Source organism: Kitasatospora purpeofusca (assembly GCF_036010405.1).
In the GTDB taxonomy this organism is placed as follows: domain Bacteria; phylum Actinomycetota; class Actinomycetes; order Streptomycetales; family Streptomycetaceae; genus Kitasatospora; species Kitasatospora purpeofusca.
Map to the genome: position 1 here is coordinate 366,661 of NZ_CP108561.1, position 13,648 is coordinate 380,308.

15 protein-coding genes are annotated in these 13,648 nt (G+C 71.6%); 7 read left to right on the top strand and 8 right to left on the bottom strand.

Translation table 11 applies throughout. From position 1 onward, the window contains the following. The first annotated feature begins 3 nt into the window (after positions 1-3). Together OG715_RS01675 and OG715_RS01680 are read left to right on the top strand one after the other, a co-directional pair. On the top strand, positions 4-693 hold the full coding sequence (locus OG715_RS01675; protein WP_327063686.1) for a hypothetical protein: 690 nt from the start codon (positions 4-6) through the stop codon (positions 691-693). Positions 694-799: 106 nt separating this feature from the next. Then, the gene (locus OG715_RS01680; RefSeq protein WP_327063687.1) at positions 800-976 is read left to right on the top strand and encodes a hypothetical protein; all 177 of its coding nucleotides are present in this window, start codon (positions 800-802) and stop codon (positions 974-976) included. A gap of 125 nt (positions 977-1,101) precedes the next feature. Here the strand turns inward: OG715_RS01680 and OG715_RS01685 are convergent, their stop codons facing one another. After that, the gene (locus tag OG715_RS01685; protein ID WP_327063688.1) at positions 1,102-1,479 is read right to left on the bottom strand and encodes a hypothetical protein; all 378 of its coding nucleotides are present in this window, start codon (positions 1,477-1,479) and stop codon (positions 1,102-1,104) included. A 237-nt stretch (positions 1,480-1,716) separates the two neighbouring features. Between OG715_RS01685 and OG715_RS01690 the strand changes: the two genes are divergently transcribed. Continuing rightward, positions 1,717-2,637: a hypothetical protein gene (locus tag OG715_RS01690; RefSeq protein ID WP_327063689.1), complete on the top strand. Its 921-nt coding sequence runs from the start codon at positions 1,717-1,719 to the stop codon at positions 2,635-2,637. Between the two features lie 78 nt (positions 2,638-2,715). On the opposite strand, the gene OG715_RS01695 is transcribed toward OG715_RS01690, so the two are convergent. Continuing rightward, positions 2,716-2,850, bottom strand: coding sequence for a hypothetical protein (locus OG715_RS01695; RefSeq protein WP_327063690.1), 135 nt, complete (start codon positions 2,848-2,850; stop codon positions 2,716-2,718). A 376-nt stretch (positions 2,851-3,226) separates the two neighbouring features. Here OG715_RS01695 and OG715_RS01700 point away from each other — a divergent pair, with 376 nt between their 5' ends. Next, positions 3,227-3,817, top strand: a complete 591-nt coding sequence (locus tag OG715_RS01700) for a hypothetical protein (RefSeq protein ID WP_327063691.1) — start codon at positions 3,227-3,229, stop codon at positions 3,815-3,817. Positions 3,818-3,831: 14 nt separating this feature from the next. Here the strand turns inward: OG715_RS01700 and OG715_RS01705 are convergent, their stop codons facing one another. Further along, complete coding sequence (locus tag OG715_RS01705; RefSeq protein ID WP_327063692.1) at positions 3,832-4,242, bottom strand: winged helix-turn-helix transcriptional regulator; 411 nt, start codon at positions 4,240-4,242, stop codon at positions 3,832-3,834. Positions 4,243-4,344: 102 nt separating this feature from the next. Between OG715_RS01705 and OG715_RS01710 the strand changes: the two genes are divergently transcribed. Continuing rightward, on the top strand, positions 4,345-5,211 hold the full coding sequence (locus tag OG715_RS01710; protein ID WP_327063693.1) for an alpha/beta hydrolase: 867 nt from the start codon (positions 4,345-4,347) through the stop codon (positions 5,209-5,211). A 293-nt stretch (positions 5,212-5,504) separates the two neighbouring features. Here OG715_RS01710 and OG715_RS01715 read toward each other — a convergent pair whose 3' ends face one another. Together OG715_RS01715 and tnpA are read right to left on the bottom strand one after the other, a co-directional pair. Next, positions 5,505-6,515, bottom strand: coding sequence for a phosphotransferase family protein (locus OG715_RS01715; protein WP_327063694.1), 1,011 nt, complete (start codon positions 6,513-6,515; stop codon positions 5,505-5,507). 278 nt (positions 6,516-6,793) lie between these two features. Further along, positions 6,794-7,222 (bottom strand): IS200/IS605 family transposase, encoded by a 429-nt coding sequence (gene tnpA / locus OG715_RS01720; protein WP_327063695.1) that lies wholly within the window; start codon positions 7,220-7,222, stop codon positions 6,794-6,796. A gap of 50 nt (positions 7,223-7,272) precedes the next feature. Between tnpA and OG715_RS01725 the strand changes: the two genes are divergently transcribed. Next, positions 7,273-8,472 carry an RNA-guided endonuclease InsQ/TnpB family protein gene (locus tag OG715_RS01725; protein ID WP_327064209.1) on the top strand — a complete coding sequence of 400 codons (1,200 nt, stop codon included), beginning with the start codon at positions 7,273-7,275 and terminating at the stop codon, positions 8,470-8,472. Positions 8,473-8,681: 209 nt separating this feature from the next. Continuing rightward, positions 8,682-9,194, top strand: a complete 513-nt coding sequence (locus tag OG715_RS01730) for an SDR family oxidoreductase (RefSeq protein ID WP_327063696.1) — start codon at positions 8,682-8,684, stop codon at positions 9,192-9,194. 86 nt (positions 9,195-9,280) lie between these two features. On the opposite strand, the gene OG715_RS01735 is transcribed toward OG715_RS01730, so the two are convergent. The 3 genes from OG715_RS01735 to OG715_RS01745 all read right to left on the bottom strand — a co-directional run bounded on the left by OG715_RS01735 (position 9,281) and on the right by OG715_RS01745 (position 13,641). After that, complete coding sequence (locus OG715_RS01735) at positions 9,281-10,234, bottom strand: hypothetical protein (RefSeq protein ID WP_327063697.1); 954 nt, start codon at positions 10,232-10,234, stop codon at positions 9,281-9,283. Then, complete coding sequence (locus OG715_RS01740; protein ID WP_327063698.1) at positions 10,231-10,608, bottom strand: PadR family transcriptional regulator; 378 nt, start codon at positions 10,606-10,608, stop codon at positions 10,231-10,233. Before OG715_RS01740 ends, OG715_RS01735 begins: the two co-directional genes overlap by 4 nt. 105 nt (positions 10,609-10,713) lie before the next feature. Continuing rightward, complete coding sequence (locus OG715_RS01745; protein ID WP_327063699.1) at positions 10,714-13,641, bottom strand: type I polyketide synthase; 2,928 nt, start codon at positions 13,639-13,641, stop codon at positions 10,714-10,716. Positions 13,642-13,648: the final 7 nt, after the last annotated feature.

Below are 13,648 nucleotides of genomic sequence, written 5' to 3' on the forward strand. Positions count from 1 at the left end.
GCGATGGACGAACGGGACACGGCACCCCTCCTCTCCCCCGCCGCGGCCGAGCGGTGGCGCGACCGTCTGCTCGCGGCCCAGGCCTTCATGCGGACGCGAGGCCACCTGCCGGGCGTGCTGATCGAGGTGGCGGCCCAGCATCCGCTCGTCGACGGCGCCACGCCCGGCGAGGAGTTCACGGCGCGGCTACGGCGCGGCCACGAGCTCTTCCAGGAGTACCTGAAGGCCGGACGCCCGGTGGAGATCTACGTGCCGGGCAGTCGGCACCGCCACCTCGGCGTGGAGGACACGAGCAGTCTCAGCCGGGCCGGCGGGGATTTCCTGGAGAAGCTCGGTGTACCGCCCACGGCCGTCCACGGCGACGACCTCAACGAGCGGTACAAGGGCGACGCCGGTGTCTACGGTTCGGCGGACGAGTGCTTCGTCGCCGCCTCGTACTTCAAGGACGGCGGCTTCGGCACCCTCGTCTCGGTCTGCTCACCGGCCCAGATGATGCGCAAGACCCTGCACTACCTGCAGTTCGGGGTCCATCCGCTGAACCACACGGCCCCGACACCGGAGGGCCACCACGACTTCCTGTACGAGCTCCTGGTCGCGGTGCCCGACGTCCTGGGCACCGACGACACCCTCCAGTCTGCGGACTCCGACGGCGCCGAACGCCTGCGAGCCGACCGCCGACCGGCGGAGGACTGACGTCCTACGAAGCGACCGGGCGACGCAGGCCCGGGATCCGCAGCTGCAGACGCCTGTCCGCAGCCGTCGGAAATTTCGACGCGACTGTCGCCGCGGTTCCCTTTCTGTGGACCTCGCGGTCGCCGAGACCGTCAAGTCCCGGGCCGGGGTGATCGAGTTGCTGCAGACGGTCCTCGAACACGGCAACCCGCCACAGCCGAAGGTGCAACTACAGGCCCACGAGGCCGTGCTGAGCCGGCGACCGACAGCGGCGCAGCTCACCCACGACGTGACCCTTCGGTGATGGCAGCGGCTCGGGACCTGGTTGCTGCGATCGACAGTCACCCGAGTGAGTCCTGTTGCCCCGTTCGATCCGGCGCCGCCTGAACCGAGCGCGGGCGGACGGGGCTGCGGAGCCCCGGGCCACCCTCACAGCGCCCGCAGGGCCAGGACCGTCCAGCCCAGCACGGGCAGCATCCCGACCGTCCAGCCCAGCACCAGCGCACCCCGCCCCACCTCGGGGCCCGGCCGTGCCACCCACCGCGCGACCAGCAGCACCGGAAGAGTCGGAGCGGCCAGGAACACCCCGTCGTGCACCCAGACCACCGAGCCGGCCGCGACGAGGGCGACGGTCGCAGCGCACACCGTGCGGAACGCGTCGCGCTCCCGGCACGCCAGCGCCGACCCGATCAGCAGAACGACGAGGGCCAACGGCCCCGGGAAGAGGACTGCCGACGGCAGACAGCCCAGGACGGCCAGTGCCACCAGGTGCTTCGCCTGCGTCGGTGCTCGGTCGATCGTGCTCACGGTATCCCCCCACGATGGATTTGAACACGTTCAAAGATACCTTGGGCATCGACATCCGCCCACCCCACCGAGCTGCTTGCCCTCCCCGACTGAAGTCGTCGGCCCCCGGAGCCTGGTCCGGCGCGCCCCGGCCGGGACGGCCAGTGCGGTGGGAAAACCTGTGAGAGGTCAGCCTGATGATCCATTAGAGTCTGCGCCCGGAATCAGCAAAGAAGTTCGGGCCCACAGGGAGTCTCCATGCGCGGAGCGCGTTCCGCCGTCCTCACCGTCGCTCTGGCCGTACTGGCCGGCGGCCTCACCGCCTGCGGCAGCGCCGGTAGTGGCAGCGACGGCGGACCGTCAGCAGCGGCCACCGCCTCGGGCGGCACAGTCGCCAGCCCTGCCGTGACAAGCGGTGCGGTGGCGGCGGGCAAGGCAGCCGCCACCGATCCCAAGGCCGCGTTGGCTGCCTCGGCCGAGGTCATGCGCAAGGCGGGCAGCGCCCGGTACGCCCTGTCCGTGCCGGAGGGCCTGGAGGCCGAACCGGGCACGGGCTTCGCCAACTGGGCCACCGGCCCGGCCGCGATCGAGTACCTGACCGACACCCCGAACGCCCCGATCAGAGTCCGGGTGGTGGGCAACGAGGCATACATGGGCCCCACGGAGCAGGCCGCGGCGGGCGCCGGCGAGCAGGTCTTCTGGGTGAAGACGCCCTTCCTCATGTGGCGTCGGCCCTTCTACCCGCAGCTGGCCATGGCGATGGACCCGGTGAACCAGCTGACCCTGGCCACCACGGGCCGGCTCAGCGCGGTCGGAACCGAGTCGCTCGACGGTGCCGAAGTCACGCACTACCGCGCCGTCACCGACGTCGCCGCCGTGGTGGGCGCGATACCCGACCTCACCGAGGAACACCGCCCGCACGTCGAAGCCGCCCTCAAGAAGGGCGGCGAAACGTACACCCTCGACTTCTGGCTCAACGCCGAGCAGGAACTCCGCCGGTTCCGCGAGTTCGGCGCCAACGACGGCGAGGCCCGAGCCGTCACCGTGACCTACTCCGCCCCGGGAACCGCCCCCACCATGACCGCGCCCACCCGCGACAACCTCCGGACGTCGTCCGACCTCAACCGGTTCCTCCCCCCGTCACGCGCCACAACCGGGCCGGGAAGGGAAGCCGTCTAGGGATCGGCCCCGGATCCGGGCCCGTCCGACTGGAGGGGTCGCTCCCGCGCCTGGTGACGGCTCAGCCCACTGCGCGACTCACCGCCGACCGACGCCCCGGCTGTCGAGATGGTCGACCAGCGCCGCCTCCTTCCGGCGCAGCAGGTCGCGGTCGTCGGCGGGCAGCGAGGCCAGGGCGTCGACCAGGGCCCGCCTGCCAGGAACGTGGACCATGGCGCCCGAGTAGATCCGGCAACCCGAGCACCAGGCCAGACCGACGCAACGCTCGAAGCCGGAGGACTCGGGCGGACAGAGGCGGTACTCGTAGGACCGGACCGGCTCGTGGCAGACGACGCAGATCCAGCGGTCGCCGTCGAAGACCGACCAGCCACTCCCTCGCTTGCGCCAGGACTTCCGGCCTACGGGTGCTCTTCATATCGTCATAGCGATCATCCTGCCCCGAGGCAGCCCTGCGCGCCAGGCCCTCAACTCGCCGGCTCGTCCGGCAGCCAGGACAACGCGGGGACCGCGCCACCCGCTCCCCTTGCTCCCCGCGGCCGCGCCTGGCTAGCCTTGCCGCCGACCGACCAAGATCGAGCAAGGGGGGCGTATGGGGCGTATGGCGGCCCTGGACGACCTGGTGCGACTGTTCGGTCCGCCGCCGCTCCGAGAAGCGGTGGCCGACGACTGGGCCGAGGTCGAGGCCTATGTCGGCTCGGCACTACCGGGGGATTTCAAGGCGTTCCTCGACGCCTACGGCACCGGTCTGATCTCCGGAGAGCTCGTAGTGTTCCACCCCCGCGGGTCCAGTCCACTGCTGGACCGGATGCGCGGGATCCACGAGTCGTTCGGCGGGTCGTGGCGGCGCGACCCGGCCGAGTACCCCTTCCGGTTCCACCCCGCACCGGGAGGCCTGATCTCCTGGGGGTACGACTACAGCGGCGACGAGCACTTCTTCTGGCCCTGCGACCCGGACCCGGACCGTTGGAAGGTCGTCACGAACATCAACGGGGGCGACCCGGAGGTCTTCGACGGGCCGTTCTCCGACTTCGTCCTCGCCTTCGTCGAGAGCCTGCGCGTCGTGGACCCGCATCACGGGATCACCCCGGACGCGCTGGAGTTCCTCGAGCCGGAAGACCTGGACGAACTGCGGGAGCTCGGTGAGATCGGTCCGGTCGAGCCTAGCTTCGAGCCGTTCTGATCCGCCTGCCCTGCCTACCCCTCGTCGGCCTGCCGGTCGGCGGCTTCGTTGGCCTGGTCGATCTCGGCCATGTGCTCCTCCGCCCAGGTGCGCAGGCCGGCGAGCGCGGTTTCCAGGGACAGTCCGAGGCCGGTGAGTCGGTAGAAGACCCGTGGCGGCACGGTCGGTTCGACCCGGCGCGACACCAGGCCGTCGCGGGTCAGGCTGCGCAGCGTCACGGACAGCATCTTCTGGGAGACGCCCGGCATCCGGCGTTTCAGCTCCGCGAAGCGCACCTCGTCCGGTGCGGCGTCGGCGAGCGTCCTGACGGCCATGGACGTCCATTTCGTGCCGATGCGGTCGAGCAACTGCCGTGTCGGGCACTGGGGGTCGAACAGGTCGCCGCGTGCCCCACGATCGGCGGCCCGGGATCCTGAGGTGGTCACCTGCGGCTCACCACCTTCCCTGAAAGTGCCGTCTAGGAAGCGGCCGGACAGTTACCTATCGTTCTGTGGTCACCAATGGTAACCAGCAGTGCAGGAGCGACCATGCCCGCCGTGCCCGTCAGCACCACACCCCGACTGCGCCGCATCACGACGAACGGCGTCCGGCTCAACGTCGCCGTCGCCGGGGACGGACCCGCGGTTCTGCTGCTGCACGGCTTCCCGCACACCTGGCAGGTCTGGAGCAGCATCATCGGCCCACTGGCCGGGCGGTACCGGGTCATCGTCCCGGACCTGCGGGGCCTCGGTGCCAGTGCGCGTGCCGTCGACGGTTACGACGCGGGCACCCTGGCCGCCGACGCCGAGGGGCTGCTCGACGCGCTCGGCGAGCCCTCGGCAGCGGTGGTCGGCATCGACGCGGGCACCGCGCCCGCCGTCCTGCTCGCGCTGCGACGGCCCGGCCTCGTGCGGCGCCTGGTCGTGATGGAGGCGCTGCTCGGCCGCCTGCCCGGAGCCGAGCACGTCGTCGCGGGCGGCGCCCCGTGGTGGTTCGGCTTCCACGCCGTACCCGGCCTCGCCGAAACCGTCCTGGCCGGCAACGAGGCGCCGTACATCGACTGGTTCCTCGACTCGGGGACGCTCGGGCGAGGCGTGCCCGAGGACGTCCGCGCGGCCTTCGTCCACGCGTACACCGGGAGCGAAGCCCTGCGCTGCGCGTTCTCCCACTACCGGGCCCTGCCCACCAGCGCGCGGCAGATCGAGGACGCCGTCGCGACGGCCCGGCTGACCGTGCCCACCATGGCCGTCGGCGCCCACCCCGTCGGCAACGGGCTCGAACGCCAACTCCGCCCCGTCGCCGACGACCTGGTCGGACACCAGCTCCAGGACTGCGGCCACATCATCCCCCTCGACCGCCCCGACGCACTGCTCGCGCTCCTGGCCCCCTTCCTCTCCGCCGACCTGCCGAGGTGACCGGAGCGGGGCCGAAGGAGCACGGTCGGCGGCCCGGGCGTGCCGGACAGGGCGGCGAGGAGGAACTCGGCGAAGCCCGTCCCGAAGCGGAGCCAGCGCTCCTCGCCGTAGCCGGAACGGCACCTAAGGACGACGACGTCCCAGCTGTCCGGGTCGACGGCCTCACAGAGCCAGAAGGCCACGTCGCCGTTGGCGCTCGTCGCGAAGGGAAGCAGCCTGGCCTTCTCCAGGTCCCCCGGGGTTGCGCCGGCCAGAGTCACCGGCTCCTCCCTGGATGATCGATTCCAGGGGGTTCAGCGATTGCCTTCGGGCAGAAAGGCAAGCACCTGCAGGAGGTTGTACTCGACTATCCCCATCATGAAGTCGCGGTCGGGGAAGTCGCCGTCGAGCAGTCGCAGCGGTCCGGCGACGAGCGACAGGCGCATCGCCAGCGTGTAGAAGGCCAGTCGCTGCTCGTCGAGTCCGCCCCTGTTCAGCCACTGGTAGTGCTCGCCGAAGCGGATTCGCAGGAACACGTGTTCCCACTCCACGTCGAAGAACATCAGGCCCTCGATGTCGATGAGAACCGGCTGCCCGTGCCGGTCCACCAGCACGTGGTCCGGTCCGAGCTCCCCATGGATGAGCCCGTACTCCGAGCGCGGGCGCACAGCGCCGGCCAGGCCGCGCAACACGTCCTCAGCGTGGTCGCGGACACCTGCGATCCGCATGTCGCGCGAGGAGGCTTCGGCCAGGTCTTCGAGCGCGCGGTCGAGGACAACCTGCTCGCACGAGCGGCCGTGGGAGACCCCGCCGTTGTCGATCAGGGCGACTTTGCCGAAGCCCGGTGCGGTGTGCCGCTGCATCAGGTCGAGTGCCTCGGCAAGCCGCGCCAGGGTGGTCTCCACGCTGCGCGGGTTCTGCTCGAGCAGCGTTTCCAGGTTCTCGCCGGGGACGTCTTCGACCACCGCGATGTCCGCCGGGTAGTAGCTCCTGCTCCGGTCGGCCAGATGGATCCGGGGAGTGAGGATCCCCAGGGCGCTCAGGTGCCGGTGGGCGGCCTGGAACAGCTCGATCCCGGAGGCGTGCGAAAACGGGTCCGCATGGTCCTCGGCGTCGGCGGCGTTCGCCGTCGGCCAGTAGTTCTCGGCGTCGTCCCAGATGTAGACGATCGCGGTGGAATCATCCTCGAAAGTGAGGCGGTACACGCCCTTCTTGCTGCCGCCTCGGAGCCGTGACACACCGACGAGGCGATGCCGGGCTCCCAACGCCGCCCGCGCGACCCCTGCCAGATGATCACGTCCGACAACCCTGCGTGTCACGTTCACAACCTGCCTCCCCAATGTATCGGCTGCGCAGCCTCTCCACCGACGGAGGACGAAGGAACGGACCCTCGGGCGCGCCACCGCACAAGCGGCCGATTCTAGACGATGCGCGCACAGGAGGAGGGATTCCAACGTCCGGGTGTGAAAACAGACTTGGACTCCCTCGCCACCGCACTCCATCCCTGATCTTGCAGGGTATCCCCGGCTTTAGCCGGGGAGGGAATGCATCCTTGGCCCGGAGCCGCGAAGCGGCGAAGTCCGCTGCAGCTCCGGAGTGACGGTCAGATCGGCCGCTGCTGTTCTTCGATGTACTGGCGGACGATGCTGGGAGGTGCGCCGCCGCAAGACCCGGCGAAGTAGGACCGGGACCAGAAAACGGACCCGGGGCCGATGCGGTTGATGCGGCCGGTGTACTCGGCGCGCAGGTATCGGGAGCTGACGCCCTTCAAGCTGTTGATCAACTTGGACAGGGCTACCTTCGGCGGGTAGTGCACCAGCAGGTGCACGTGATCGGTCTCGCCGTTGAACTCGCGCAACTCGGTCTCGAACTTCTCGCAGACCTCGCGCATGATCTCCTCGCACCTCTTGAGCATGGCGTCGTCGAACACACCCTTGCGGTACTTCGTGACGAACACCAAGTGTGCGTGCAGGTTGTAGGTGACGTGACGCCCGGTGCGGGTATCGGGGTTTGGCTCCCAACGCGGTGACATATGCCATCGGTAGTACGATCGATCGTCAGCACCCAGAGGGGGTGGGTCGGATGATTCGTGCGTACAAGTTCCTCATGCGGCCCACCGTGGGCCAGCAGCGAGCCTTGGGTGACATGCTCAAGGACCACTGCTCGCTCTACAACGGCGCGTTGCAGGAACGCCGTGACGCCTACCGGCACGTCTCCAGGACGAGCATCAAGTACGGGCAGCAGTCCGCGCAGCTCAAGGAGATCCGGGCGTTCGACCCGCAACGTCAGGGCCGCTGGTCGTTCTCGAGCCAGCAGGCCACCCTGCGCCGCCTGGACAAGGCGTTCGCGGCGTTCTTCCGGCGGGTCAGGTCCGGTGACACGCCCGGCTACCCGCGCTTCCGTGGGGTGAACTGGTTCGACACGGTGGACTTCCCCAAGGACGGGGACGGCTGCCGCTGGGACTCCACCCCGCACGACCCGACCACCCGCGTCCGGTTCCAGGGCGTCGGGCACGTCAAGGTCAACCAGCACCGGCCGGTGGTCGGCAAGGTCAGGACCGTCAGCGTCAAGCGCGAGGGCAAGCGCTGGTACGTCGTCCTGACCGCCGAGCAGGCCGAGCCCGAGCCGCTGTCCCCGACGGGCAGCGTGATCGGCATCGACATGGGCATAGCCAACTTCCTCGCCGACTCCAACGGCGAGTTCGTCCCCAACCCCCGCCACGGCCGGCGCGCCGCCGCGAAGCTCGAAGCCGCACAGCAGTCCCTCAGCCGGTGCAAGCGACGCAGCAACCGCCGCCGCAAGGCTGTCCGCAAGGTCGCGGACCTTCACCGCAAGGTCCGCCGTCGAAGACTCGACCATGCGCACAAGACCGCTCTTGACCTCGTGCGTCAGCATGACTTCATCGCGCACGAAGACCTCAGGATCCGCAACATGGTCAAGGCCCCGGCCCAGAAGCCCGATCCCGATCAGCCGGGTGGCTTCCTGCCCAACGGCGCGGCGGCCAAGGCCGGGCTGAACAAGTCGATCGCCGATGCCGGTTGGGGGGTGTTCCTCACGATTCTCACCAGCAAGGCTGAAAGCGCCGGTCGGGAAGTGATCGCTGTGGACCCCCGCAACACCTCCCGCACCTGCCCCGAATGCGGGCACGTTGCGGCGGAGAACCGGCCCGACCAGGAGACTTTCCACTGCGTTGGCTGCGGCCACCAGGCACACGCTGACACGGTGGGAGCCACCAACGTCCTACGGGCCGGGCTGGTCCGTCGCGACGCCCGCCAGGGTTAGCGAGAAGCCCCCACCTTTAGGTGGGGGAGGAGTCACGATCGGTCTGAGTGCGCACTTCTGGTCGAAGGTGTCGTGGGCCAGGAGCCGGGCGGCCGTCGCGACCTGCTGGGTTTCGATCACGGTACGAGCTTACAAAAAAGTACGTACTTCCCAGTAGTAATCAGCTTTCCTACGGTGACTTCGCAGGTACCGACCTTCTAGGAGTCACTGTGAGCAGGAGCAGCAAGGCCCGTACGGCGATCGTCACGGGCGCGTCGAAGGGCCTCGGGGCGGGGATCGCCAAGGCACTGGCCGAGGCGGGCGCGGCCGTCGTGGTGAACTACCGGGAGGACGCGGAGGGGGCCGAGCGGGTCGTCGCGGGAATCACCGCCGAGGGTGGCCGGGCGGTCGCGGTCCGGGCGGACGTGGCGCGCGGCGAGGACGTGCGCCGCCTGTTCGACCGTGCGCGCGAGGAGTTCGGACCGGTCGAGGTGCTGGTGAACAACGCGGGGGTGGCCACCTTCGCGCCGCTGTCGGGCATCACCGAGGAGGAGTTCCAGCGTCAGATGAGCACGAACCTCCTGGGCACGATCCTCACCACACAGGCGCTGGCGATCGCCGGCACCCCGCTGGGCCGTACGGGCACCCCGGACGACTACGGCCCGCTGGTGGCGTTCCTGGCCTCCGACGACGCGCGCTGGATCACCGGGGATGTCATCCTCGCCTCCGGCGGCATGCGCTGACGCTCCGGCCGACCACGGGCCGCGGCCCGAAGGCGCTGGTCGCAGCCCTTGAGGAAGGGCTGCGACCAGCGCCTTCGGGAGGAGCACTAGCGGGATGCCGGTGGTCCGTCCGGCCGAGCAGGACGGGGGCGCCGGGTGCGGCGGCGTACGAGGCCGAGGGCGGCGGCGGTGGCCAGGACCGTGAGGACCACGCCGACGTTGCGGAGCAGGTCGAGGGCGTCGGCCGGGGTGCCTCGGTGGAGGGGTGGGGCGAGCGTGAGGGTCCAGGGCAGGACGGCCAGGGCGATGGCTCCGGCGTGCAGGGGATCGGTGTGCGGCTTGGCGAGGCGCAGGAGGTGGGCGATGCCGAGCACGAGGGCGGGCCAGGCCGGGGAGAGGTCGAGCAGGGCCTGTTGGAGGGGCGGGAAGACGAGGTGGGGGTGGTCCTCGGGCCGGGTGCCGAGCCACAGGAGTGTGAGACCGCTCAGCGGGAGCGCGACGACGGCGGCGGAGCCGATCGCCCAGGAGCGGCCGCCTCGGGAGAGGTCGACGGCGTCGGGCGGTGCGATCAGCACCAGGACGGCTGTGACGGCCCGGAGTCCGGGCTCGGGATGCGGGGTGAACGCGGCCACCGCGACGGCCGCCAGGAGCAGGGCCCGGGCCGGGGCCCAGCGGCCGAGGGTGAGACACAGCAGGGCGAGAAGCCAGGGAGCGCTCTGCGCTGCGCCCAGCGCCCAGTGCGGGTCGGGACCGGACGGGAGGGCGCCGAACACCAGGTGGAGCAGGCTCAGCGCGGCGCCGCCGGCCAGCAGGGACGGCGCGGCGCCGGCGAGGATCCTGCCGGCGGGGTCGCTCGACCCGAGCCGGGTGCGCAGCCGTACGGCGTGTGCGGCGAGGGCGGCCCACTCGCGCAGGGCGGTGCGGGGGCCGACGTGCTGGACGGCTTCGGCGAGGACCGCGTCGATCTCCTCGCCGTGCGCGGCCCGGTAGGAGGCCGGGTAGAGGCTGCCGAGGGGAAGACGTCGCAGCAGGGTGGGAAGCAGGGTTCGCTCGTCGGTCATGCCGTACCCCAGTTCGCCTGCGACGTGCGCGGCCTGCGCAGCGTGGGCCGGGGGGCGCCGAGGGCGAGCCGGCGTTCGGCCTCCGCCACTCCGGCGCGCAGCCGTTGGGTCTCCTCGGTCAGGGTGCGCCGGCCCTGCTCGGTGAGCGTGAAGCTGCGGCGCAGTCGGCCGGCCACGACCTCCTCGTGGGCGATCCGGATCAGGCCCTGCTGGAGCAGGCGGTCCAGTGCGGTGTAGAGGGTGCCGGTGAGCATCCTGGTGCGGCCTTCGGTGATCGCCAGGACTTCCTGGAGGATCGCGTAGCCGTGCCGGGGCTCGTCGGCCAGTGCGGTGAGTACGAGCCGTGCCGGCTCCTGCAGTTGACGGTCTGCCATACGGGAACCATAGATCAATGATTGAGATATGTCGATGAGTTAGCCATACGGGCGGCGGAGACGGAGGCCGTCCCGGTGTGCGGCGGACCGCACACCGGGACCGGGTCACCCGCCGATCACGTGGGCGGCGATCGCCCTCGGGGTCGGCGCGTCGGCCAGCTCGGCGATCCGGACCGGGACGCCGAACCTGCGCTGCACCTGGGCGATCATGCGGATGAAGAGCAGCGACTCCCCGCCGAGGGTGAAGAAGTCGGAGTCGGCCCCGACGGTGGGCACCCCGAGCAGCGAGCGCCAGATCTCCGCGATCTGCTGCACGGTCCGGTCCTCGTCGTCCGCAGCCGGATCGGCCACCGGCACCGGAGCGGCCACCGGCACCCGGTCGGCCACCGGCACCGGAGCGTCCCGGGCGGCGGGCGTGTCCAGCCAGTGGCGTTCGGCGGCGAAGGGGCGGGCGGGCAGTGGCGCCCGGACCGCCGGGGCCCCCGCTCGCACCGCCGCCCAGTCCAGCTCGACGCCCGAGGCCCACAGTGCGCCGAGCCCGCGCAGCAGGTCGCCGCGGCGCGGCTGCAACGCCACCACGGGCGCCTGCCGGGCCTCGGGGATCTGCCGGGCGCTGCCGATCAGACCGCTGCCCGGGCCGACCTCGACGAGGACCGTCCGGCCCCGGGCCGCCGCCGTGACCACCGCGTCCTGGTAGCGGACGGGGCTGCGCAGCTGCTCCGCCCAGTAGCCGGGCGGCCGGAGCCCGCCGGCGGGCAGCACCCGGCCGCTGACGGTACTGATCACGTCGACCTCGCCCGGCTTGGCCTCGACCGCGGCGGCCACCGCGTCCAGCGCGGCGGCGGCCCCGGCCATCATCCGGGAGTGGAAGGCCCGTTCGGTGGGCAGCACCCGGTGCTGGATGCCGGCGGTGTCGAGCCGGGCGCGCAGCCGGGTCAGCGCGTCGACCGGGCCGGACACCACGACCACCTCCGGCGCGTTCACGGCGGCGATGTCGAGCTCGTCCGGTCCGGCGAGTTCCGCGCGCACCACGGCCGGCGCCGCGAGGACCACGAGCATGCCGCCCTCGGGGGCCCGCCGCATCAGCGCGCCCCGCTCGGCGACCAGGCGCAGCGTGTCGGCCAGTCCCAGTTCGCCGGCCAGGCCCGCCGCCGCGTACTCCCCCACCGAGTGCCCGAGCAGGGCGGCGGGCCGGACCCCGAAGGTGCCGAGCAGCCGTCCCAGCGCGTACTCGTGCAGGACCAGGGCGGGCTGGGTGAGGTCGGTGCGGTGGATCAGGCCCTGCGGGTCCCGGTCGACCAGCAGGTCGCGCAGGTCCACGCCGAGGAGGTGCCGGGCGAGTTCGCTGCCCCGGTCGATGTCGGCGGCGAAGGACGGGTAGCGGCGGTAGGCCCACTCGGCCATGCCGGGGGCCTCGGCGCCCTGGCCGGGGAGCAGGAAGACCACCTCGGGCCGGCGCAGCGCGGTGCGCACGGGCGCGCCGACCAGGGCGCGGGCGGCCTCGGCCGTGTCCGGCGCGGCGACGGCGATCCGGTGGGCGAAGTGCCGGCGGTGCTGCTGCGTGGTGAGGGCGACGTCGGGCAGCGGGAGTCCGGGGTGGTCGGCGAGGTGGCGGGCGAGGCGTTCGGCGGCGCTGCGCAGGGCCGGTTCGGTGGGGGCGGAGACCAGGACGACGTCCGGGGCGGTCGGGGTGGGCGGCGCCGGGTCGGCGGGCGCCTCGGTGAGCACCACGTGGACGTTGGTGCCGCCGAGGCCGAAGGAGCTGACGGCGGCCCGGCGCGGCCGGCCGTCCGGGACGGTCCACTCCCGGGCGACCGTGTCGACGGTGAACGGCGATCCGGGGTCGGTCAGTTCGGCCCTGGGCCGGTCGAGGCCGGCGAGCGGCGGGATCCGGCGGTGGTGCAGGGCGAGGGCGGCCTTGATCAGACCGGCCACGCCGGCGGCGGCCGACAGGTGTCCGATGTTCGCCTTCACCGAGCCGAGCGAGCAGGCGCCCCGGCCGTCGCCGAACACCTCGCGCAGCGCGGACAGTTCAATGGCGTCGCCGACCTCGGTGGCCGTGCCGTGCGCCTCCAGGTAGCCGATCGTCGACGGGTCGACGCGGGCCGCCGCATAGGCGCGGGCGAGCACGTCGACCTGTCCGGCGACGCCCGGGGCGGTGTAGCCGACCTTCGCCGCGCCGTCGTTGTTGACGGCGGAGCCCGAGATCAGCGCGAGGACCCGGTCGCCGTCGCGGCGGGCGTCCTCGGCCCGTTTGAGGACGACCATGCCGACCCCGCTGCCCGGCACGGTGCCGTTGGCGGCGGCGTCGAACGGGCGGCAGGCGCCGTCGGGCGACATGATGCCCTTGGGCTCGTAGCGGTAGCCGGCTCGTTGCGGGAACTCCAGGTCGACGCCGCCGGCCAGGGCGAGGTCGGAGTCGCCGGTGCGCAGGCTCTGGCAGGCCAGGTGCACGGCGACCAGCGAGGTGGAGCAGGCGGTCTGGACGCCGATCGCGGGCCCGTTGAGGCCCAGCCGGTAGGCGATCCGGGCCGCGAGGTGGTCCTTCTCGTTGGCGAGCACCACGGACAGCAGGCCCTGTTCGGCCAGGAGTTCCGGGTCGGCCAGGACCTGCTGCTGCAGGTAGTAGTTGAATCCGGAGCCGGCGAACACGCCGACCCGGCCCGGTGGCCGGTCGGTGATCAGTCCGCCGCTCTCAAGCGCTTCCCAGGCGGTCTCCAGCAGCAGTCGGTGCTGCGGATCCATCAGGTCGGCCTCGCGCGGCGGGATGCCGAAGAACCCGGCGTCGAACAGCTCCGTCCCGGCGAGCATGCCTCGGGCCGGTACGTAGGCCGGGTCGTCCAGTTCCGCGACCGGCACTCCGGCCGCGAGCAGCTCCTCGCGGGACAGCCGGGCGACCGCCACCCGTCCGGCGAGCAGGCCGTTCCAGTACTCGTCCAGGTCGGCGGCGCCGGGGAACCGGCCGGCCATTCCGACGATCGCGATCTCCTGACTCGGCGCGTCACTCGCTCCGTCATTGAGCTCGTCGCTCATGTCTTCA

What these genes read in the sequence shown, in the direction of transcription:
- OG715_RS01695 (WP_327063690.1), bottom strand. Translation starts at nt 2,850, where the DNA reads ATGGTCCACGTTCCTGGCAGGCGGGCCCTGGTCGACGCCCTGGCCTCG.
- OG715_RS01675 (WP_327063686.1), top strand. Translation starts at nt 4, where the DNA reads ATGGACGAACGGGACACGGCACCCCTCCTCTCCCCCGCCGCGGCCGAG.
- OG715_RS01745 (WP_327063699.1), bottom strand. Translation starts at nt 13,641, where the DNA reads ATGAGCGACGAGCTCAATGACGGAGCGAGTGACGCGCCGAGTCAGGAG.
- OG715_RS01725 (WP_327064209.1), top strand. Translation starts at nt 7,273, where the DNA reads ATGATTCGTGCGTACAAGTTCCTCATGCGGCCCACCGTGGGCCAGCAG.
- OG715_RS01740 (WP_327063698.1), bottom strand. Translation starts at nt 10,608, where the DNA reads ATGGCAGACCGTCAACTGCAGGAGCCGGCACGGCTCGTACTCACCGCA.
- tnpA (WP_327063695.1), bottom strand. Translation starts at nt 7,222, where the DNA reads ATGTCACCGCGTTGGGAGCCAAACCCCGATACCCGCACCGGGCGTCAC.
- OG715_RS01690 (WP_327063689.1), top strand. Translation starts at nt 1,717, where the DNA reads ATGCGCGGAGCGCGTTCCGCCGTCCTCACCGTCGCTCTGGCCGTACTG.
- OG715_RS01710 (WP_327063693.1), top strand. Translation starts at nt 4,345, where the DNA reads ATGCCCGCCGTGCCCGTCAGCACCACACCCCGACTGCGCCGCATCACG.
- OG715_RS01735 (WP_327063697.1), bottom strand. Translation starts at nt 10,234, where the DNA reads ATGACCGACGAGCGAACCCTGCTTCCCACCCTGCTGCGACGTCTTCCC.
- OG715_RS01700 (WP_327063691.1), top strand. Translation starts at nt 3,227, where the DNA reads ATGGGGCGTATGGCGGCCCTGGACGACCTGGTGCGACTGTTCGGTCCG.